This window comes from Flavobacterium sp. N2550 (assembly GCF_025947265.1).
GTDB lineage: Bacteria > Bacteroidota > Bacteroidia > Flavobacteriales > Flavobacteriaceae > Flavobacterium > Flavobacterium endophyticum.
This window is the reverse complement of the sequence record NZ_CP110007.1, coordinates 286202-304206: the sequence shown is the minus strand read 5'-3', so window position 1 is coordinate 304206 and position 18005 is coordinate 286202. Positions and strand designations below refer to the sequence as shown.

Sequence of the window (18005 nt, the reverse complement as noted above, 5' to 3'; positions counted from 1 at the left end):
ATATCGTGCCAAATTTATATTGTTAAAATTGTTGTCCTATGATGAAATGGGTTTCCCATCCGTTTTTCTGTGTACCTCCAGGGATTGGATCAAATCCATGTCCGAAGTCGATACCTAATAATCCAAAGGCTGGCATGAATACTCTTAGACCAAAACCTGCTGAACGTTGCAATACAAACGGATTATAATCTTTAAAATTGTCATACGCCGCACCTGCTTCAAGGAAAGTTAAGGCATAAATCGATGCCGCACCTTTCAATGTAATCGGATATCTCAACTCCAATGAAAACTTATTATAGATAGTAGCTCCATTTTGGTTTCCTAAAGCATCCAGTGGTGTCAACGATTGATTTGGATATCCTCTCAACTGTATTACCTCACGGCCATCTAACGAATAATTCGCTAAACCATCTCCACCAAGGAAGAATCTTTCAAAAGGAACAAGGCCTCTATCATTGTTATAAGCTCCAAGGAAACCGAATTCACCTAAAGAACGAAGTACGAATTTACCATAAATTTTTGTATACCAATCAGCTTTGAATTTAATTTTATAATATTCCAGCCAATTAAACTTCTTCTGGTCAATTTTTGCTCGGTTTGGCGTGCCGTCTTCATTTTGATATTCTGGATTGTTTTCAAGGTCTTTGTAGTCAACACCATTGAAAAGAGAATAGGGTAATGTGAATTTGGCGCTTATGCTGAATTCAGATCCAAAAGTTGGGAAAATTGGGTCCAAACCTCTACTGTCTCTTCGCAATCCTATAGTGTAGGCTAAGTTTCTAGAATTACCATCACCAAAAGTAAATAATCCGGTGTTATAGTTGTTCAAATCATAGTATTGGAAACTTACTGCCTGTGATAATACAAAGTAATCATCTGGAACGTTAAGTTTTTTTGCAATACCAAGGGAAAGGGATGTGATGTTGAAACTCTTGTCTCTGTTTACATCGTTATTTCCTGTGTATAAGAACTGCTTACTATGAGAGATAGAACCTGAAAATTGAACTGGTTTCTTTCCGCCAAGCCATGGTTCTGTGAAAGAAAGGCTATACGTCTGGAAGTAAGAACTTCCTTGAAGTCGAAGAGCCAATTTTTGTCCATCACCCATTGGAAGCGGAGTATAGGCATCTTTCTTGAAAATATTTTTTATGGAGAAGTTGTTGAAAGAAAGACCTAGCGTTCCAATGAATCCGCCGCCGCCGTAACCTCCTTGGAGTTCGATCTGGCTCGATCCTTTTTCTACAACATTGTATTCGATATCAACTGTTCCTGCGGCAGGGTCTACGTTTTTGAATTTTGGTTCTAAAGCCTGAGGATCGAAGAATCCTAATTGCCCAAGCTCTCGAAGCGTTCTCATCAAAAGTTCCTTGCTGTATTTCTGTCCTGGAAGTGTTCTTAGTTCACGATAGATAACTTTGTCGTTTGTTTTGTCATTTCCGACTACAGTAATTTTATTGAAGTAGGCTAATGGCCCTTCCATAATTCTGATCTCGAAATCGATCGTATCATTAGCAGTTTTGACCTCAACCGCATTTACGGTCGAGAATAAATAACCGCTATTTTGGTATAAGTTTTTAATGTCGTTTCCGTCAGGTTTTGTCTTGTCCTCGATTCTTTTTTGCAACAATACGCCATTGTACACATCGCCTTTTTTGATGCCTAGCATTTTTTGTAGTCCTTGATCTGTATAGACCGAGTTTCCTAAGAACTTAATGTTTCCGAAATAGTATTTATTCCCTTCTTCAACATTCAGTTTTATAGCAACGGTATTCTTTTCTTTGTTGTAGTTGATAGAATCAGATACGATTCGAGCATCACGATATCCTTTTTCTTTATAGACAGATACGATGTTCTCTAAATCTTCAGCATATTTTTCCTTGATGTATTTTGAGCCTTTCCAGAAGCGGAGCGGGAATCTTGTCTTTGTGTTTTTCATTGCCTTTCTGATTCTGCTATCAGAAAGTTTTTCGTTACCATTGACTTCTATTGAGCTAACTTTTACTTTGCTGCCCTTGTCAATGTTCACAAGCATTTTGACTTCATTACCAGCGGTTGTGTCTGGAATAGTAGTGATAACTACTTTGGTGTTATAGAAGCCGTCTTTTTTGTATTTATTTTCAATGTAGTTTTTTGTCGTAGTGATAAGATTTTCGTTAACGATTTTGCCTTTTGTCAGTGAGTTATCCTTAATAAGGCCCTCTACTTTCGATTTTTTAACGCCTTGTATTTTTACTTCGCTTAATTTCGGCAATTCGCTGATATGCATGTCGATAAAAATACTGTCGCCATCAATTCGATTGATATAGGTGTCAATTTCATTGAACAATCCTAGTTTCCATAATTTTTTGATGGCACTACTGATTTCTTCACCAGGAACTGTGATTTTTTGTCCTTTTTCAAGGCCGGCAAATGTAACAACTGTTTGTTCGTTATAGCTGATTTTTCCGATAACTTTTATATCGGCTAGAATATATTCTCTTCCTTGATCAAATGGGACTCTGTCTTGGGCTTTTGCTTGAAAAATATTTCCTAAAACTAATACGGTTAAGAATAGTTTAATGCTTTTGTCTAACATTAAAAGTTTATTTAATTTGTTCACTTGTTTTTCCAAATCTACGTTCTCTTTTTTGATAACTAATGATAGCCTCATATAAATCTTTTTCTCTAAAGTCAGGCCACAATACATCTGTAAAGTACAATTCTGCATAAGCTATCTGCCAAAGTAAGAAATTGCTGATCCTATGTTCGCCACTGGTTCTTATTAATAAATCTACGTCAGGTAAATTTTGCGTGTAAAGATGCTGATTAATAATTGATTCGTCAATAGCGTCTATTGAAATTATATTATTTTTAACTTTACTGCTTATATTCTTTATGGCAGAGACAATTTCCTCCCGTGAACCGTAGCTTAGCGCAAGAGTCAGGGTCATCCTGTTGTTGTCTTTTGTTTTAGAAATGACTTGGGATAATTCTTTTTGAGCAGAGGAAGGCAACTTTTCAAAATTGCCGATTGTATTAAGTTTTATGTTGTTTTCTGTAAGGGTTTTAAGCTCGTTTTTCAATGAATTTATGAGAAGTTTCATCAAGGTATCTACTTCTAATTTCGGACGGTTCCAATTTTCAGTAGAAAAAGCATAGAGCGTAAGATTTTCAATGCCAAGTCGGGCACAAGTTTCTACGGTTTCTCTTACCGCTTTTGTGCCATTTTCATGGCCAAAGGCTCTTAGCAGGCCTTTTTGTTTAGCCCAACGGCCATTTCCATCCATGATGATGGCCAAGTGCTTTGGGAGGTTGTCTTTGTTTATTGTTTCTAGTAAGTTCATTCTTTATTCTGCACAGTAGCATGGTTTGTTCCCAAAGGTATAGGTTAGTGTGAAACCTGAAAAAACATACCAATCTTTGCTGTTTAAATTTCCAAATCGCAATGTATCAAAACTGTCATTTTTCGGGTTGCTCCCATCAAGATTATCAGTAAAGGTATATCTAGCTCCGACTTCAAATCCTAATATAAGCTTTTCTGCAATTCTGGTTTTCACGCCAACAGTCATTGGGATTGCAAAACTATTTTTTTTATCATCTTCTTCATACTGATTGTTCAGGTAATATAATTCGGTATAGCGAAAATAACTTATTCCTGAATATACATATGGAGTCAGCAAAAATCCCGATTCATGCAAATTAAAGTCAAAAAAATTGAATTCAAGGCCTAAAGATAATTCTTTTACACTATTTTCAAAGTTTAATCCTCTTTGTTTTCTGGCTGGCATGTCAGAATCCTTATCGTCTGATGTTATTTTTCCTTGCGTATAAGAAACTCTCCAAGAATGTCTCGGACTTTTATTCCACTTGTATAACACTCCGAAAGCAAATTCATTTGGCTTGACATAATTGGTTGGACCAACGTCTCCAATGTAGTTGTTTCCTCCAGCAAAGATTCCGATTTCGTGAATCTGGGCGTTAGAAACGGCAAAACTTAAAATGCAGAAAAATGTAATTATTATTCGATTCATTTAATGAAAAAATAAGGGTGCAAATATAACAATTATGAGCACTTATCAACTGTCTAATAATTAAATATCCTTAATTTTAGGCAAATGCTAGGCTCTTTCGATTTAAAGTAAACGAAACTTAAGTGTCGATAGTATAAAATGTAAGGGATTTTCTTTAGTTTCTCTTGTCTTCTCCCCAAAGTAATTTGGTGCGTAAAGTTTTCAAGAAGCTTTTTTCTGGAAGCTCGACCATGTTGATCTGAAAAGGTGTTTTTTTGATAGTCAGCACAGTATCATTGCTGATTGAAGCTATCCTAGAATCCAACGAAACGAGATAATGTTCTTCACGGCCAGAAACTTTTAGCTTTATCTCGACGTTGTCGGGAATGACCAAAGGTCTTGCGTTTAAATTGTGTGGTGCTATCGGAGTAATGACAAAACTTTCGACCGCAGGTGTTAGTATCGGGCCGCCGCAACTTAACGAGTATCCAGTAGAACCTGTAGGTGTCGAAATAATCAGGCCATCTGCCCAATACGAATTTAGGTACTCGTCATTTAGATACGTTTCGATAGTAATCATCGACGTAGTGTCTTTTCTGCTTACTGAAATTTCGTTCATGGCAAAATTCAGATTTTCGATTTCTGGAATATTTTCGGAACTTTCCAAGCTAAGTAGTGTTCTTGGCGAAAGAGAATAATTTTTATCGATAATATATTGCATCAGCTCATCGATATTTTCTTTTTGGACGGTTGCCAAAAAGCCTAGTCTTCCTGCGTTTATTCCCAAAATAGGAATGCCAGAGTCCCTCACCAATGTAGCCGCACGCAAAATAGTTCCGTCTCCGCCTATGCTTACCAGAATTTCTACGTTGCTGTCAAGATCATTAAAATCATGAAAAGTGCTATATTCTTTTTGGATGATTTGTTTTTCGTAGAGCATGGCTAGAAAATCATCCTGAATAACCAATTCGACATTGTTTTTGTTGAAGAAAACAAAAATATCCCTGATAATTGGCTCCGTGCTATTTTGATAATATTGACCGTAAATGGCTACTTTCATTTCTGATAATCTAAGATCTGATTTATATGTTTAAATATTTATCCAAATAGTCCGAGCGCTCTTTTAAGGCATTCAGATAATTGTCTTCTTGATGTTCTGAAATAATTTCATAGTTATAGCGCCTAAAAGTCTGAATGATTTCATTCATCGCGCCCAAAGTAATTTTTATAGTAATCTGAACTTTGTCAGCTTCCACATTAGAGACAAACAATCCGAGCAATTTTCCATTATTGCTTTCCACGATCTGCGTAATCTGGCTCATGGAATAGTCATTAATATTTTTTTCAACAATAATAATTCCTCCCATTTCTTTCAGGAAAGGAGTTTCGTGGAAAAATTTGATGATGTCAGTGATGTCGTAATAACCGATATAATTATTCTTGTCATCTAGAACAGGAACAACGCTCGTATGGTTTCTAGCAAAAACTTCTAAGACATCTAGCCAAATCATGTTTTTTCTGGCAAAAAAACCTTCCAAAGTGTAACGATAGTCGTTAACTTTTTTATCAGAATCGAAAGTTTCTACATCATCTCCCGAAATGCTTCCGATGTATATTCCTTCTTCCAAAACTGGAAAATGTGAAAATGACAGGTCGGCGAAAAAATCTTGAACTGATTCAATCGTGTCGCCAATGGCTATCGCCTTGATGTCGTTGTTGATATAATCTGTAATTTCTGTCATAGCCTACTGTCGATAATCCGTTGCAAAATAATCAAAAAATAGCACAAAACGCCTTGTTTAACTTTGTATTTTTGTATTAAATAATTATTCTCAAAAAGTATTCCAATGACAAAATTAAGCGTAAACATAAATAAAATAGCAACTTTACGAAATGCGAGAGGTGGCAATGTTCCTGATTTATTGCAAGTTGCCAAAGATATTCAGCGTTTTGGCGGACAAGGAATTACCATCCATCCAAGACCTGACGAACGCCACATTCGCTACCAAGATGCTCGTGATTTGAAGTCTGTCGTATATACAGAATACAATATAGAAGGAAATCCAGAGCGAAAATTTATAGATTTAGTTTTAGAAGTCAAGCCTACACAGGTGACTTTGGTTCCGGATGCAGACGATGCAATTACGTCTAACGCAGGATGGAATACAATAAAAAACCAAGATTATTTGACGGAAATTATACAAGAGTTTCAGCGCAACGGAATCAGGACTTCCATTTTTGTTGATCCAGTTCTTGAAATGATTGAGGGCGCCAAAAAAACAGGGACTGAAAGAATTGAGTTGTATACGGAGGCTTTTGCACATGAGTATGGTTTAGGAAATAAAGATGGCATACAGCCGTATGTTGAATCGGCAAAATTGGCAAACGAACTCGGCCTCGGAATCAATGCCGGCCATGATTTGAGTCTCGATAATATTCAGTTTTTTCAGCAGCATATTCCAAACCTGCTCGAAGTTTCTATAGGACATGCCTTGATTTCTGAATCTATATATCTAGGGCTTGAAAACGTCGTCAATATGTATCTTCAGAAGTTGAAATAAAAATTTAAAAAGCGATTTATGTTGTACTCAAAAATAGAAGGCGAAGGAAAGCCGTTGCTTATTCTTCATGGTTTTTTAGGGATGTCGGACAATTGGAAAACTTTGGCTGGACAAATGGCTTCTGAAGGTTTTCAGTTGCATATTTTAGACTTGCGTAATCACGGAAGAAGTTTTCATTCCGATGAGTTTACGTATGAAGCGATGGTTGAAGATGTTTTGGAATACTGCCAAGCAAATAATTTGGATAAGGTTTCGATTTTAGGACATTCTATGGGAGGAAAGGTAGCCATGTTTTTTGCAACCACTTATCCGGAAAAAGTAGAAAAGCTAATTGTGGCAGATATTGGTCCAAAATACTACAGGCCGCACCATCAAGATATCATGGCTGGATTAAATGCAGTTGATTTAACCCAGAAGCCAGACCGTTCTCAAGTTGAAGAGATTTTGAAAGGATACGTTTCGGATTTTGGTACACGCCAATTTTTAATGAAAAGCCTTTATTGGATAGAACCAGGCCAGTTGGCTTTCCGTTTCAATCTTCCTGTTTTTAATGAACAAATTGATAATATAGGAAAGGCGCTTCCTGAAAATGCAGTTTTCGAAAAACCGACATTGTTTTTAAGAGGAGGAAATTCAAATTATATTAAAGATGAAGATTTCGAAACAATCAAGCATCATTTTCCAAATTCTGAAATAAAAACGATACCCAATGCTGGGCATTGGCTTCATGCCGAAAACCCTAAAGATTTTTACAGCGAATCAATCCAGTACTTATTAAAATAAAAAAAATCCCTTTCTGAAATAGAAAGGGATTTTTGTAATTAAAAACTATTATTAATTATTGTTTTGCAAATTTAACAGTTTCTTTAGCTCCGCTATCATTTGTAGCTGTCAAAACATACATTCCAGTTTCAAGTCCAGAAACGTTTAAGCTAACTTGGTCTTGAGCTGAGAACTTTTGAGTCATCACTTGTTTTCCTAATAAATCATAAACTGCAACTTCGTTGATAGAAGCACCGCTTAAGTTTAATTGGCTGTTAGTTGGGTTTGGATAAACTTTGAAAGTTTTGTTAGATGCGATATCTTCTATTCCTAGAGCTGCGCCGCTGTATTTGTAAATTCCTCCTAAGCCAGTAACACCATCGGTGAAACCTCCAGCCCATCCTGTAGATCCGTCTAAGAATGCGATTGAAGTTCTTTGTGTTCCGCTGTCTATTTGTGTCCATGTAGTTCCGTTGTCATTGCTGTAAGCTGAAGATTGAACTGTTCCAGCTGTTCCAGTTCCAACAAGAACTGTAGTTCCTTTAATGTAGGCTACGTTTCTGTAAGGAGCTGTGTAGCTAGCGCCTGTACCCCATGTAGTTCCGCCATCAGTAGTTTTATAAAGAGTATAAGTTGCTGTTGCTTGAGGTCCAGTTCTAGCTATAAGGATACCATTGTTGTTATCACTAAAGAAAATTTGCCCTCCAGTATTGGTTCCAGAGAAATCTGTAATAGGAGTGTTTAATTTTGTCCAAGTTGCTCCCATGTCTGTTGTTCTGTATAATTTACCTTTGTTCGTAACAAACCAGAAAGTATTTCCTGCAGCTACGTTTCCTCCGTTATATCCGTATTCGCCTGAAGCAGGGTCTGGTAATGCAGCAGCTGGTACTAATGTCCATGATGTTCCTCCATTAGTTGTTCTGTAAACTTCAAACTCTCCATTACCTGTACCGATAGGATCTCCTTGAGTAACGCCATTATTTTCATCAAAGAAATGTACTACGTTAAAATAAGAAGTTAATGTTGCAGGTGCAGCTGTTGTATATCCGCCAGGATTTGAATTTGTCCAAGTCGCTCCGCCATCAGTAGTTTTGTATACACCTCCACCGCCGAATTCTGCGTCTACAGCTCCAGCAAATGCAGTAGTAGCGCTTACAGCTGATAGGTTAGTTATTGTAAGGTTTGGGTCGAAAACTTCGATAGTTCCTGGAATCCAGTTTGCTCCACCATCAGTAGTTCTTGTGAATTCTTGTACAATATCATCACCTGTAGTTCCATCATATCCTAATGCCCAAACTACATTTGCATTGATGATTTCGATATTCTGAACTCCTCTTGAAGCCTCTGCGAAACCTGTGTTTTGTTCTGTCCATTGGGCGTTCATACCCGCTGCAGCGAACAACGATAAAAATAGTAATGTTTTTTTCATAATGTGTATTTGATTGAATTATATGAATTCCAAAGATAAAAAAAATGTTTACATATAAGATTTGTATGATATTTTTTATGCATAAATTAACACATCATAAAAATTGCTATATTTGGGTAAATATAAATCAAGTTATTATGAATTTAATTATCAGAATCCTTCTTACGGCTGTTTTAGTAATGGTAATAGCACATTTTATGCCGGGTGTAGCCCTTAAAGGAGCACATGGTCTTTCGTCCGATAATTTTGTAACGGCGATTATCGTAGCCGTAGTTTTGGGACTGCTGAATTTATTTGTGAAGCCTATTCTAGTCCTACTGACACTACCGGTGACGTTTATCACTTTTGGATTATTTCTCCTTGTCATCAATGCCTTGATCATTATGCTTTGTGCCAATTTGGTAGATGGCTTTGCTGTTTCTAGTTTTTGGACGGCACTTTTGTTTAGCTTGATTTTGTCTGTTTTGCAGTCTGTCCTGTTCTCTTTGACAGGAGGTGATAAATAATACAGTAGATTTGATAGCAGATAGTTATCGTATTTGTTAATCCTATATTAATACATTAATGTAAAACTTGGTTGGGTTGTAAAAATGTTATAATTTTGCAACCCAATTTTAGTATGTAAAAAAATGAATATTACAAGAAATAATGTTGACGCTTTAAATGCGATTGTAACGGTTGAAATCTCAAAAGCAGATTATGCTCCTCAAGTGGATAAGGTTTTAAAAAATTATTTGAAAAACGCCAGCATTCCTGGTTTTAGAAAAGGCGCTGTTCCAATGAGCCTGATTCAGAAACAATATGGAAAAGCGGTTTTGCTGGAAGAAGTAAATAAAGTGTTGCAAGAAAATCTGAACAAATACTTAGCTTCAGAAAAATTAGACATACTTGGTAATCCGCTTCCTAAAATGAATGAAAACTTCGATTGGGATGCTGATGATTATTCTTTTGACTTTGAATTGGGTCTTGCTCCTGAGTTTACAGTTGACTTAGAGGCTAAAAATAAAGTGACGTTCTATAAAATTACTGCTGACGATAAAATGCTTAACGACCAAGTAGAACGCATCCAAAAACAATACGGGAAACTAATTTCTAAAGATACTGTAGAAGAAGGATTCGATTTGACAGGAACTTTTACTAACGAGGAAAACGGAATCAATAATACTGCAACAATTTCTCTTGATGTTTTCAAAGACAAAAAGACAGCCAAAAAATTCATTGGCAAAAAAGTAGGTGATGTCGTTACGTTAAAAACCAAAGGTCTTTTTGACGATGATCACAAATTAATGGATTACCTAAAAGTAGATCACGATAATGTTCATGGTCTTGATATTGATGTTGATTTCAAGATTGAAGAAATCAATGCTACTGAATTGGCAGAATTGAATCAAGAATTATTCGACAAATTGTTCGGAGAAGGAAATGTTACTTCTGTTGAGCAGTTAAAAGAAAAAATCAAAGAAGACGCTGAAAAACAATTTGCTTCTCAAGCAGACCAGAAATTCTTGAACGATGTTACGGCTTCTTTATTAGAAAATACAAAATTCGAATTGCCAGCGACATTCTTGAAAAAATGGATTCAAACTGTTGGCGAAACGCCTTTGACTCCTGAGCAAGCTGAAGAAGAATATGCAAGATCAGAAAATGGACTTCGCTACCAATTGATTGAAGGAAAAGTTTTGGCGCAAAATAACCTTCAAATCACTTTTGAAGATTTGAAATCCTATACTTCTGAAGTAATCAAAAAACAAATGGCACAATTCGGACAGATGAATCCTACCGAAGAAGATGTAGAAGGAATCGTAGCACGTGTGCTTTCAAATCAAGAAGAAGTGAAAAGACTTTCAGAACAAGTAATGAGCGAAAAAATGCTTAGCTTGTTTAAAGAAAAAGTAAAAGCAAAAACCAAAGAAGTTTCTTACGAGCAGTTCATCAAAGAAATGTACGGAGAGTAATTTCTTGAAAAAATAGTTATCTTTAAGGCGCCAAAATATTTTTTGGCGCTCTTTTTATTTGAAGCCTTTCGGTTTTTTGTCCCTTACTGACGGATTGTCCGATTATTCAAGTTCTTTTCATGTCAACAAGTTCTGATTTAATATTTGCACGAACTTTGCAATAATCAACAGAAAAGAATAAATTAGAGTTATTTATGACTCATAACATTTAACTTATAACTAAAAATGGATTACGGTAAAGAATTTAAAAAGTTTGCTACAAAGCACCAAGGTGTCAATAGCATGTACTACGATAAAATCGTAAACAGCATGACACCATATATTATTGAAGAAAGACAATTGAACGTATCGCAGCTGGATGTATTCTCTCGCTTGATGATGGACAGAATTATCTTTCTTGGAACAGGAGTAGACGACCATGTTGCTAACATCATACAGGCGCAGCTATTGTTCTTAGAAAGTGTTGATTCTTCTAAAGACGTTCAGATTTATATCAATTCTCCAGGCGGAAGCGTTTATGCGGGTCTTGGAATTTATGACACAATGCAATACATTAAGCCAGACGTTGCGACAATCTGTACCGGAATGGCCGCTTCTATGGGAGCAGTCTTGCTTTGTGCTGGGGCAGAAGGAAAACGTTCTGCATTGCCACATTCAAGAGTAATGATTCACCAGCCATCTGGAGGCGCTCAAGGAGTTGCAACCGATATGGAAATCAACTTACGCGAAATGCTGAAATTGAAAGACGAATTGTATGAAATCATTTCGAAACATTCAGGACAGACCTTCGAGAGAGTTCACAAAGACAGCGAAAGAGATTACTGGATGAAAGCGGATGAAGCAAAAGAGTACGGAATGATTGATGAAGTTTTGAGAAGAAGTTAAAAATCAGATGGCAGAAATCTAAAATTAAATATGGCTAAAGAAGTATTAGAGTGTTCTTTTTGTGGAAGGAAAAAGCCAGAAACAAATCTACTGATTGCAGGGATTGATGCGCACATATGCGACAAATGCATTGAGCAGGCTCATGGAATTGTTATTGAAGAACTAAGGCAGAATAAAAGAAATGGAGCCATGGCTTCGGATCTTGTTTTGCAAAAACCAAAAGAAATCAGGGCTTTTCTTGATAAATACGTAATCGGGCAAGACCAAACTAAAAAGGTAATGTCGGTTGCGGTTTACAACCACTACAAACGTTTGATGCAACAGCAATTAGACGATGAGGTCGAAATCGAGAAAAGTAATATTATCATGGTAGGCCAGACTGGAACTGGAAAAACATTGGTGGCAAAAACCATCGCCAAAATGTTGGATGTTCCATTGGCAATTGTTGATGCGACCGTATTGACCGAAGCAGGTTATGTTGGAGAAGATGTGGAAAGCATCCTGACAAGATTGCTTCAGGCTGCAGATTATGATGTCGCGAAAGCCGAAAGAGGAATCGTTTTTATCGATGAGATTGACAAGATTGCACGCAAAAGCGACAATCCGTCGATTACGAGAGATGTTTCTGGAGAAGGCGTTCAGCAGGCTTTATTGAAATTGCTTGAAGGAACCATAGTAAACGTACCGCCAAAAGGTGGAAGAAAACATCCGGACCAAAAATTTGTAGAGGTAAATACTCAGAATATTTTATTTATTGCTGGTGGTGCTTTTGACGGCGTAGAAAGAATCATTTCTAAGCGTCTGAATCGTCAGGCTGTCGGATACAGCTCTTCTAAAAAAGCAGATAATGTAGACAAAGACAATCTGTTGCAGTATATCATCCCGAAAGACATTAAAGACTTCGGATTGATTCCTGAAATAATTGGTCGTCTTCCGGTTTTGACACACATGGATCCTTTGGATAGAGAAACATTGAGAGCCATTCTGACGGAGCCTAAAAATGCTCTAATCAAGCAATACCAAAAGCTTTTTGCTATGGACGATGTAGAGTTCTCTATTTCTGATGAGGCTTTAGATTATGTGGTAGATAAAGCGTTAGAGTATAAATTAGGTGCTCGTGGCCTTCGTTCATTGTGTGAGGCAATATTGACCGATGCAATGTACGATTTGCCAAGTTCTGACGATAAATCGTTAGTAATCGATAAATCCTATGCTGAAAATGCTTTAGACAAAAACTTATTGCAGCGTCTGAAAACTGCTTCTTAAGTTGATTAAATAGAAATAAAAAATCCCGATGAGAATCGGGATTTTTTGTTATACGCTGTTTAGAAAATTAAAGCCCTTTGCCTCCTTCTTTTGCTTTTTCTACTTCAATGTTGGTGTTTTCCGTCTGCAATTTCAAGTTTCCAAAATTGTAAGTCAATGAAATTCGAAACGTTCTGGAATCTTGTTTTTCATAAAATAATGTCCTAAGGTTTTTTCCTTCTACCAAAGCATTTACTTCGTTGGCATTGAATACATCAAAACAATGAACGCCGATTTTTAATTTCTTGTCCATAAAAGTTTTGTTGAACGAAATATCAAACTGTTGAATTGGCCTTTCGATTCGGTAGATTTCCCAGTTTCCTTTTGGAAGGAAAAAGTAAGACATATTATTGATGATACCCCAAGGAAGATGAATTTGTGATTCCGCGCCAAAGTTTACGATTCCCGTATTTTTAAACGTAAAATCATAACCTTCAATATCTGTTTTTACATAGTTGATATTGGCATAGATATAATTCATCTTATCAATCTCGTTCATTCGTTTCGCAAACTCTTCCTTGCTCTTGAAGAAATAATCTAACGGAATAGGGAAAGACAAGTAAGCGCTAAAAGTCTTGATTCGGTCAAAAGAAGCAAACGTTCTGTTGCTTACCAATTCGCCGTCCTCAGCGCTAAAGAGAAACTGTGTGTCGTTTTTGGCTATCGTATAATTGGCTCCCAAATTGACGTATTGGAAAGCCGAAATCTTAAATCCGTAATTGTCATAAAAGATAGGCTGTAATGCCATATTTCCGACCGATGTATTGTATCTGTTAAAATTCGAACTGTTGTTAGGGTCAATAGTATAATAGCCTGGCTGGGAAACTTTTTTAGAATAAGAAGTGCTAAAATTGATGTTTTCAGTCGCTTCAAACATAATACTGGCATTCGGAAAAAAACGAGTATTGTTGAATTTTATCTTATCTGCAACCGAGCTGGCTTCTCGCTCTACTTCAAAATTTTCAAAACGCACACCAGCCGTAAGATTGAATTTTTTATATTTTTTTCTCGCTTCTACATAAAACGCCAAATTGTGTTCCGAATAGTCGAAATCAATTTCTGACTCGTAGTGATTAGAATTGAAAATAGCATTGCTTGGTTCTTCGAAATTATATCGTCCAAAATCTTTCACTTTTGTAGTGTTGTATTTACCGCCAGTATTTATTGTAAAAGCATACTTTTCAAAAGGGAATGAAAGGTCATATTTTAGATAGTAATTGGTCAGGGCAAAATCAATATCAGAATTGTTGTACGTATAAACATTGTTTTCAAAAGAAGTCGATTGGTTCAATGGATTCCTATCAAAAAGATTGGTATAGGCAGTGATGTCAAGTGTTCTTCCCAAGGTGTCGAGTTTTGTTTTGAATTGTAAGCTCAATTCTTGATTGTTGGCCTTTGTTTTGGATATTCCATTATTCGTGAAATCAATAGTGTTGCTCAAAGCAGAACTTTTGTTGTCATTCCTGTCGTTGGCAAGACTCATATTATAATTGAAAAGAAGATTGGATTGGTTCGACAATTTGTAATTGATACCCGTTCTCCAATAAAGATTTCTGTATGTGATAAGGTCAAAGCTTTCCTGCTCGAGACGTACCGGCGGATTAAAATAAGTAAATTCTTGCGCGTTACGATTCCTGTTTTCTCTTTCGACGTAATTCACACCAAACATGGTCTGCCAACTCAAGTTGTTTTCTTTGCCATTCAAAAGAATCTGCGGACTTGGCTTTTGATATTTGTTGAAGTTATAATTGATATTAAAGCTGGCATTTACGCCTTTCATTTTCTTGCCATTCGTCACGATATTAATGATGGAACCGCTGGCATTGGCATCATACGAAGCTCCTGGGTCATAGATGAGCTCTATTTTTTCGATTGAATTGGCAGGAAGGCTGTTCAGGTAATTCTGAAGGTCAGTTCCGGTCAAGTTGCTTGGAGCGCCGTCGATATAAATCGTAACGCCTTTTCCGTTTAAGGTAAGCGAACCAGAAGGAGATGTAATCACTCCAGGAAGCTTTTTGACAGCTTCAAGCGTAGTGCCGCTGTTAAGCAATCCGTTTTCTTTAATGTTGATTGTGGTCTTGTCAGACTCGACTTTCATGTATTGGCGCTGGTTTCCATACACCGTAACTTCGCTGAGTTCATTCGTTTTATCTGTCAGTTCAATATTTTGAATGATTTTCTCGCGATTTTCTGCGGTAACTTCAAATGCAATTTTCGCTTGCTGAATGTTCAGTCCAGAAATGGTAAACGAATAGTTCCCTAATTCTAGCTTTTTTGTAAGCGTAAATTTGCAACCATTTCCTCGGTAAGCTCCGATTTTGGTTTTGCTGTTTCCTTCAATTTTTTCTAAAAGAATTTCTCTTTCCGAAGAGTCGTTTTCGCAAGGAATTCCGCTTTTTGGACTGTTTAGCTCAAGATAAGTAGGAGGCTGTTGTGCAAATACAAGTTGACCAACGCATAAAGCAAAGGCGACAATTAATGATTTCATTTTGATTAGTTTGATTGATGATGATGTTTATCAGACTTTTCAAAATGAAAATTGTTACAGAAAAAGCTTATTTTTTTGATAACCACAAGCAACTTTAACATTCAGAAGAAGTAAGTCTTTGATTGTGTATGCCTGCTTATCGTGTTTGTCTTAGAATTAAGTAGTAATAGAAAATTGCATGGATTTCAGTTCTTCCAGATAATTCCTCTGGTTGGATAATCTTGGGATTTTATGCTGTCCTCCTAATTTATCTTGCTCTTTCAGCCAGTCATAAAACAAGTTTGTTCTTGCTACATTGATAATCAACGGATTTAAGGTCATGTTGTTATGGCGCTTTGCCTCATAATCAGAATTCAGAGACTGCAAGGTATCGTCTAAAATCTGCCTAAAATCTGTGATATTCTCAGGCGTATTTTTAAATTCAATCATCCACTCGTGAGCGCCTTTTTCTTTTCCTTCCATAAAAACAGGAGCCACCGTATAGTCAATGACTTCGGTGTTGGTCAGTTTGCAGGCTTTGGCTATAGCTCTGTCTGTATTTTCAACAATCAGTTCTTCTCCAAATACGTTAATATGGTGCTTTGTCCTGCCGCTTACGCGTATCCTATACGGATTTAAAGACGTAAATCGAATAGTGTCGCCGATCATATAGCGCCATAATCCAGCATTTGTGGTAATTACGATTGCGTAATTTTTGTCAAGTTCAACTTCTGATAATCGGATGATTTTCTGTTCCGGTGTCCCAAAAGTATCCATCGGGATAAATTCGTAAAAGATACCGTAGTCTAACATCAGCAATAAATCGCTGGAATTGTTGAGGTCTTGTATGGCAAAAAAGCCTTCAGAGGCATTGTAGATTTCATAATATTGGAAACCAGAGTTCGGAAGAATTTTTTTGTATTGTTCTCGATAGGGCTCAAAACTAACCCCCCCGTGGAAATACACTTCCAGGTTTGGCCAGATTTCAAGCAGGTTTGTCTTTCCAGTAACTTCTAAAGTTTTGTTCATCAGGACTAACATCCAAGATGGAACTCCCGCAAAACTGGTTACATTTTCGTGAATTGTTTCGTTGATGATTGCCGGAATCTTGGCTTCCCATTCGCTCATCAGCGATACTTTATTGCTTGGCGTACTGCTGAATTCGGCCCAGATCGGCATGTTGTCAATCAATATCGCAGATAAATCACCAAAGAAAGTGTTATTGTCTTCGTACAGCTGTTTGCTTCCGCCAAGGCGAAGGCTTTTTCCTGTAAATAATTGCGATTCTTCGTTGTTGTTAAGGTAAAGGCTCAATAAATCTTTGCTCGCTTTATAATGGCAGTTTTCAAGCGCTTCTGTGCTAACGGGGATAAATTTACTTTTCGCGTTGGTAGTTCCGCTTGACTTTGCAAACCATTTTATCGGCGTGTTCCAAAAAACATTCTGCTCGCCTGTTCGCGTCCTTTCAATCAACGGTTCTAAATCTTCATAAGTAGAAACAGGAACCCTTTCGGTGAATTCTTGATACGATTTTATCGAAGAAAAATCATACTGTTTGCCGATAACAGTGTATTCGGCAGTGCGGATCAAGTTCAAAAGCAACTCTTCCTGAACTTCATTTGGGTATTTCAGGAACAATTCAATTTGATGGATTCTTTTTTTTAAAATCCACGTTGCCACCGAATTGATTATGGGTAACGCCATTTTTTAGGTTTGAGTTATGATTTATGAGTTACGAATTTCTAACTTTACCAAAAATAACAAAAATTGTCGAAAGTCAAGTGCCAAAAGCCATAAAGCGATCGTCTAAATCATTAACTCAAAAAAACAATGCAATACGAAGGTGTTCTTTCAAAAATGGAAACGGAATTTGCGGCTCAGATTCAATATTATCTGACTTTTGAAAACAGTTTCTTGAACGTAAACCAAGCTCTTGATAAAAATATTGAAATCAGTTTTCTTGGTTACCAATGCCTTAACTGTTCCAAAAAGAAAAAGATTTTTCGCCAGGGATTCTGCTATGATTGTTTCTACAGCAGTCCGGCGGTTGGAGATTGGATCATGAGACCCGAATTGAGTACTGCGCACTTAGGAATTGCAGACCGAGATTTGGATTATGAGACGAGAGTGCAGTTGCAACCACATGTGGTATATCTAGCTTTATCAAGCGAAATAAAAGTAGGCGTGACACGAAAAACACAAATTCCGACACGATGGATCGATCAAGGCGCATGTGAGGCGGTTTCTATTGTGGAAGTTCCGAATCGGTATTTGGCTGGAATTACGGAGGTGGCTTTGAAAAATCATTTTGTAGACAAGACCAATTGGAGGAAAATGCTTCAGAACGAAGTGTTGACTTTGGATTTGATAGCTGAAAAAACTAATATTTTTGATAAGCTTCCAGAAGAAGTGAAGCCTTATTTTAATCCTGACTTAGACGAGCACTTTGTGTTGAAATATCCAGTCTTGAGATATCCTAAAAAAGTAACGGGATTGAACCTAGACAAAACCCCTAATTTTACAGGCCGATTGATAGGAATAAAAGGACAATATTTGATTTTTGAAGATGGGACAGTTTTTAATGTCCGAAGCTTTGAAGGCTACGTCATTGGGATGAATATTTTATAAAAAAAGCCTGCAGTTTAAACTGCA

At 36.9% G+C, this 18005-nt stretch carries 15 protein-coding genes; 7 read left to right on the top strand and 8 right to left on the bottom strand.

The annotated features are described in order from the left end of the window. Positions 1–22: 22 nt before the first annotated feature. The 5 genes from bamA to OLM56_RS01310 all read right to left on the bottom strand — a co-directional run bounded on the left by bamA (position 23) and on the right by OLM56_RS01310 (position 5731). Positions 23–2650 (bottom strand): outer membrane protein assembly factor BamA, encoded by a 2628-nt coding sequence (gene bamA, locus OLM56_RS01330; RefSeq protein WP_121375268.1) that lies wholly within the window; start codon positions 2648–2650, stop codon positions 23–25. Further along, on the bottom strand, positions 2583–3323 hold the full coding sequence (locus tag OLM56_RS01325; RefSeq protein WP_121375267.1) for an isoprenyl transferase: 741 nt from the start codon (positions 3321–3323) through the stop codon (positions 2583–2585). The genes bamA and OLM56_RS01325 overlap by 68 nt, the downstream gene beginning before the upstream one ends. A 3-nt stretch (positions 3324–3326) precedes the next feature. Further along, on the bottom strand, positions 3327–4010 hold the full coding sequence (locus OLM56_RS01320; protein ID WP_121375266.1) for a DUF6089 family protein: 684 nt from the start codon (positions 4008–4010) through the stop codon (positions 3327–3329). Between the two features lie 154 nt (positions 4011–4164). Continuing rightward, positions 4165–5049: an NAD kinase gene (locus OLM56_RS01315; protein WP_121375265.1), complete on the bottom strand. Its 885-nt coding sequence runs from the start codon at positions 5047–5049 to the stop codon at positions 4165–4167. Positions 5050–5071: 22 nt separating this feature from the next. Then, on the bottom strand, positions 5072–5731 hold the full coding sequence (locus tag OLM56_RS01310; RefSeq protein WP_121375264.1) for a CBS domain-containing protein: 660 nt from the start codon (positions 5729–5731) through the stop codon (positions 5072–5074). A 105-nt stretch (positions 5732–5836) separates the two neighbouring features. Between OLM56_RS01310 and OLM56_RS01305 the strand changes: the two genes are divergently transcribed. Both OLM56_RS01305 and OLM56_RS01300 read left to right on the top strand, forming a co-directional pair. Continuing rightward, positions 5837–6550, top strand: coding sequence for a pyridoxine 5'-phosphate synthase (locus OLM56_RS01305; RefSeq protein ID WP_264528062.1), 714 nt, complete (start codon positions 5837–5839; stop codon positions 6548–6550). 18 nt (positions 6551–6568) lie between these two features. Further along, positions 6569–7333 (top strand): alpha/beta fold hydrolase, encoded by a 765-nt coding sequence (locus OLM56_RS01300; protein ID WP_264528061.1) that lies wholly within the window; start codon positions 6569–6571, stop codon positions 7331–7333. A gap of 55 nt (positions 7334–7388) precedes the next feature. Here the strand turns inward: OLM56_RS01300 and OLM56_RS01295 are convergent, their stop codons facing one another. After that, on the bottom strand, positions 7389–8741 hold the full coding sequence (locus OLM56_RS01295) for a T9SS type A sorting domain-containing protein (RefSeq protein ID WP_264528060.1): 1353 nt from the start codon (positions 8739–8741) through the stop codon (positions 7389–7391). A 137-nt stretch (positions 8742–8878) separates the two neighbouring features. Between OLM56_RS01295 and OLM56_RS01290 the strand changes: the two genes are divergently transcribed. From OLM56_RS01290 to clpX, 4 genes are all read left to right on the top strand, one after another. Continuing rightward, positions 8879–9247, top strand: coding sequence for a phage holin family protein (locus OLM56_RS01290; RefSeq protein WP_121375260.1), 369 nt, complete (start codon positions 8879–8881; stop codon positions 9245–9247). A 123-nt stretch (positions 9248–9370) separates the two neighbouring features. Next, positions 9371–10696 (top strand): trigger factor, encoded by a 1326-nt coding sequence (gene tig / locus OLM56_RS01285; protein WP_264528059.1) that lies wholly within the window; start codon positions 9371–9373, stop codon positions 10694–10696. 225 nt (positions 10697–10921) lie between these two features. Further along, positions 10922–11581 (top strand): ATP-dependent Clp endopeptidase proteolytic subunit ClpP, encoded by a 660-nt coding sequence (gene clpP, locus OLM56_RS01280; protein WP_121375258.1) that lies wholly within the window; start codon positions 10922–10924, stop codon positions 11579–11581. A 30-nt stretch (positions 11582–11611) separates the two neighbouring features. Beyond that, the gene (clpX, locus tag OLM56_RS01275; RefSeq protein ID WP_264528058.1) at positions 11612–12847 is read left to right on the top strand and encodes an ATP-dependent Clp protease ATP-binding subunit ClpX; all 1236 of its coding nucleotides are present in this window, start codon (positions 11612–11614) and stop codon (positions 12845–12847) included. Positions 12848–12914: 67 nt separating this feature from the next. On the opposite strand, the gene OLM56_RS01270 is transcribed toward clpX, so the two are convergent. Then, positions 12915–15374, bottom strand: a complete 2460-nt coding sequence (locus OLM56_RS01270) for an outer membrane beta-barrel family protein (protein WP_264528057.1) — start codon at positions 15372–15374, stop codon at positions 12915–12917. Positions 15375–15530: 156 nt separating this feature from the next. Beyond that, positions 15531–17057, bottom strand: a complete 1527-nt coding sequence (locus OLM56_RS01265; RefSeq protein ID WP_182492806.1) for a GH3 auxin-responsive promoter family protein — start codon at positions 17055–17057, stop codon at positions 15531–15533. A gap of 126 nt (positions 17058–17183) precedes the next feature. Here OLM56_RS01265 and OLM56_RS01260 point away from each other — a divergent pair, with 126 nt between their 5' ends. After that, positions 17184–17981, top strand: coding sequence for a DUF2797 domain-containing protein (locus tag OLM56_RS01260; RefSeq protein WP_121375254.1), 798 nt, complete (start codon positions 17184–17186; stop codon positions 17979–17981). Positions 17982–18005: the final 24 nt, after the last annotated feature.

Coding starts and splice junctions, on each gene's coding strand:
- OLM56_RS01265 (WP_182492806.1), bottom strand. CDS start 17,057: ATGGCGTTACCCATAATCAATTCGGTGGCAACGTGGATTTTAAAAAAA.
- bamA (WP_121375268.1), bottom strand. CDS start 2,650: ATGAGGCTATCATTAGTTATCAAAAAAGAGAACGTAGATTTGGAAAAA.
- OLM56_RS01315 (WP_121375265.1), bottom strand. CDS start 5,049: ATGAAAGTAGCCATTTACGGTCAATATTATCAAAATAGCACGGAGCCA.
- OLM56_RS01325 (WP_121375267.1), bottom strand. CDS start 3,323: ATGAACTTACTAGAAACAATAAACAAAGACAACCTCCCAAAGCACTTG.
- OLM56_RS01295 (WP_264528060.1), bottom strand. CDS start 8,741: ATGAAAAAAACATTACTATTTTTATCGTTGTTCGCTGCAGCGGGTATG.
- OLM56_RS01310 (WP_121375264.1), bottom strand. CDS start 5,731: ATGACAGAAATTACAGATTATATCAACAACGACATCAAGGCGATAGCC.
- OLM56_RS01270 (WP_264528057.1), bottom strand. CDS start 15,374: ATGAAATCATTAATTGTCGCCTTTGCTTTATGCGTTGGTCAACTTGTA.
- clpX (WP_264528058.1), top strand. CDS start 11,612: ATGGCTAAAGAAGTATTAGAGTGTTCTTTTTGTGGAAGGAAAAAGCCA.
- OLM56_RS01260 (WP_121375254.1), top strand. CDS start 17,184: ATGCAATACGAAGGTGTTCTTTCAAAAATGGAAACGGAATTTGCGGCT.
- tig (WP_264528059.1), top strand. CDS start 9,371: ATGAATATTACAAGAAATAATGTTGACGCTTTAAATGCGATTGTAACG.
- OLM56_RS01300 (WP_264528061.1), top strand. CDS start 6,569: ATGTTGTACTCAAAAATAGAAGGCGAAGGAAAGCCGTTGCTTATTCTT.
- OLM56_RS01290 (WP_121375260.1), top strand. CDS start 8,879: ATGAATTTAATTATCAGAATCCTTCTTACGGCTGTTTTAGTAATGGTA.
- OLM56_RS01305 (WP_264528062.1), top strand. CDS start 5,837: ATGACAAAATTAAGCGTAAACATAAATAAAATAGCAACTTTACGAAAT.
- OLM56_RS01320 (WP_121375266.1), bottom strand. CDS start 4,010: ATGAATCGAATAATAATTACATTTTTCTGCATTTTAAGTTTTGCCGTT.
- clpP (WP_121375258.1), top strand. CDS start 10,922: ATGGATTACGGTAAAGAATTTAAAAAGTTTGCTACAAAGCACCAAGGT.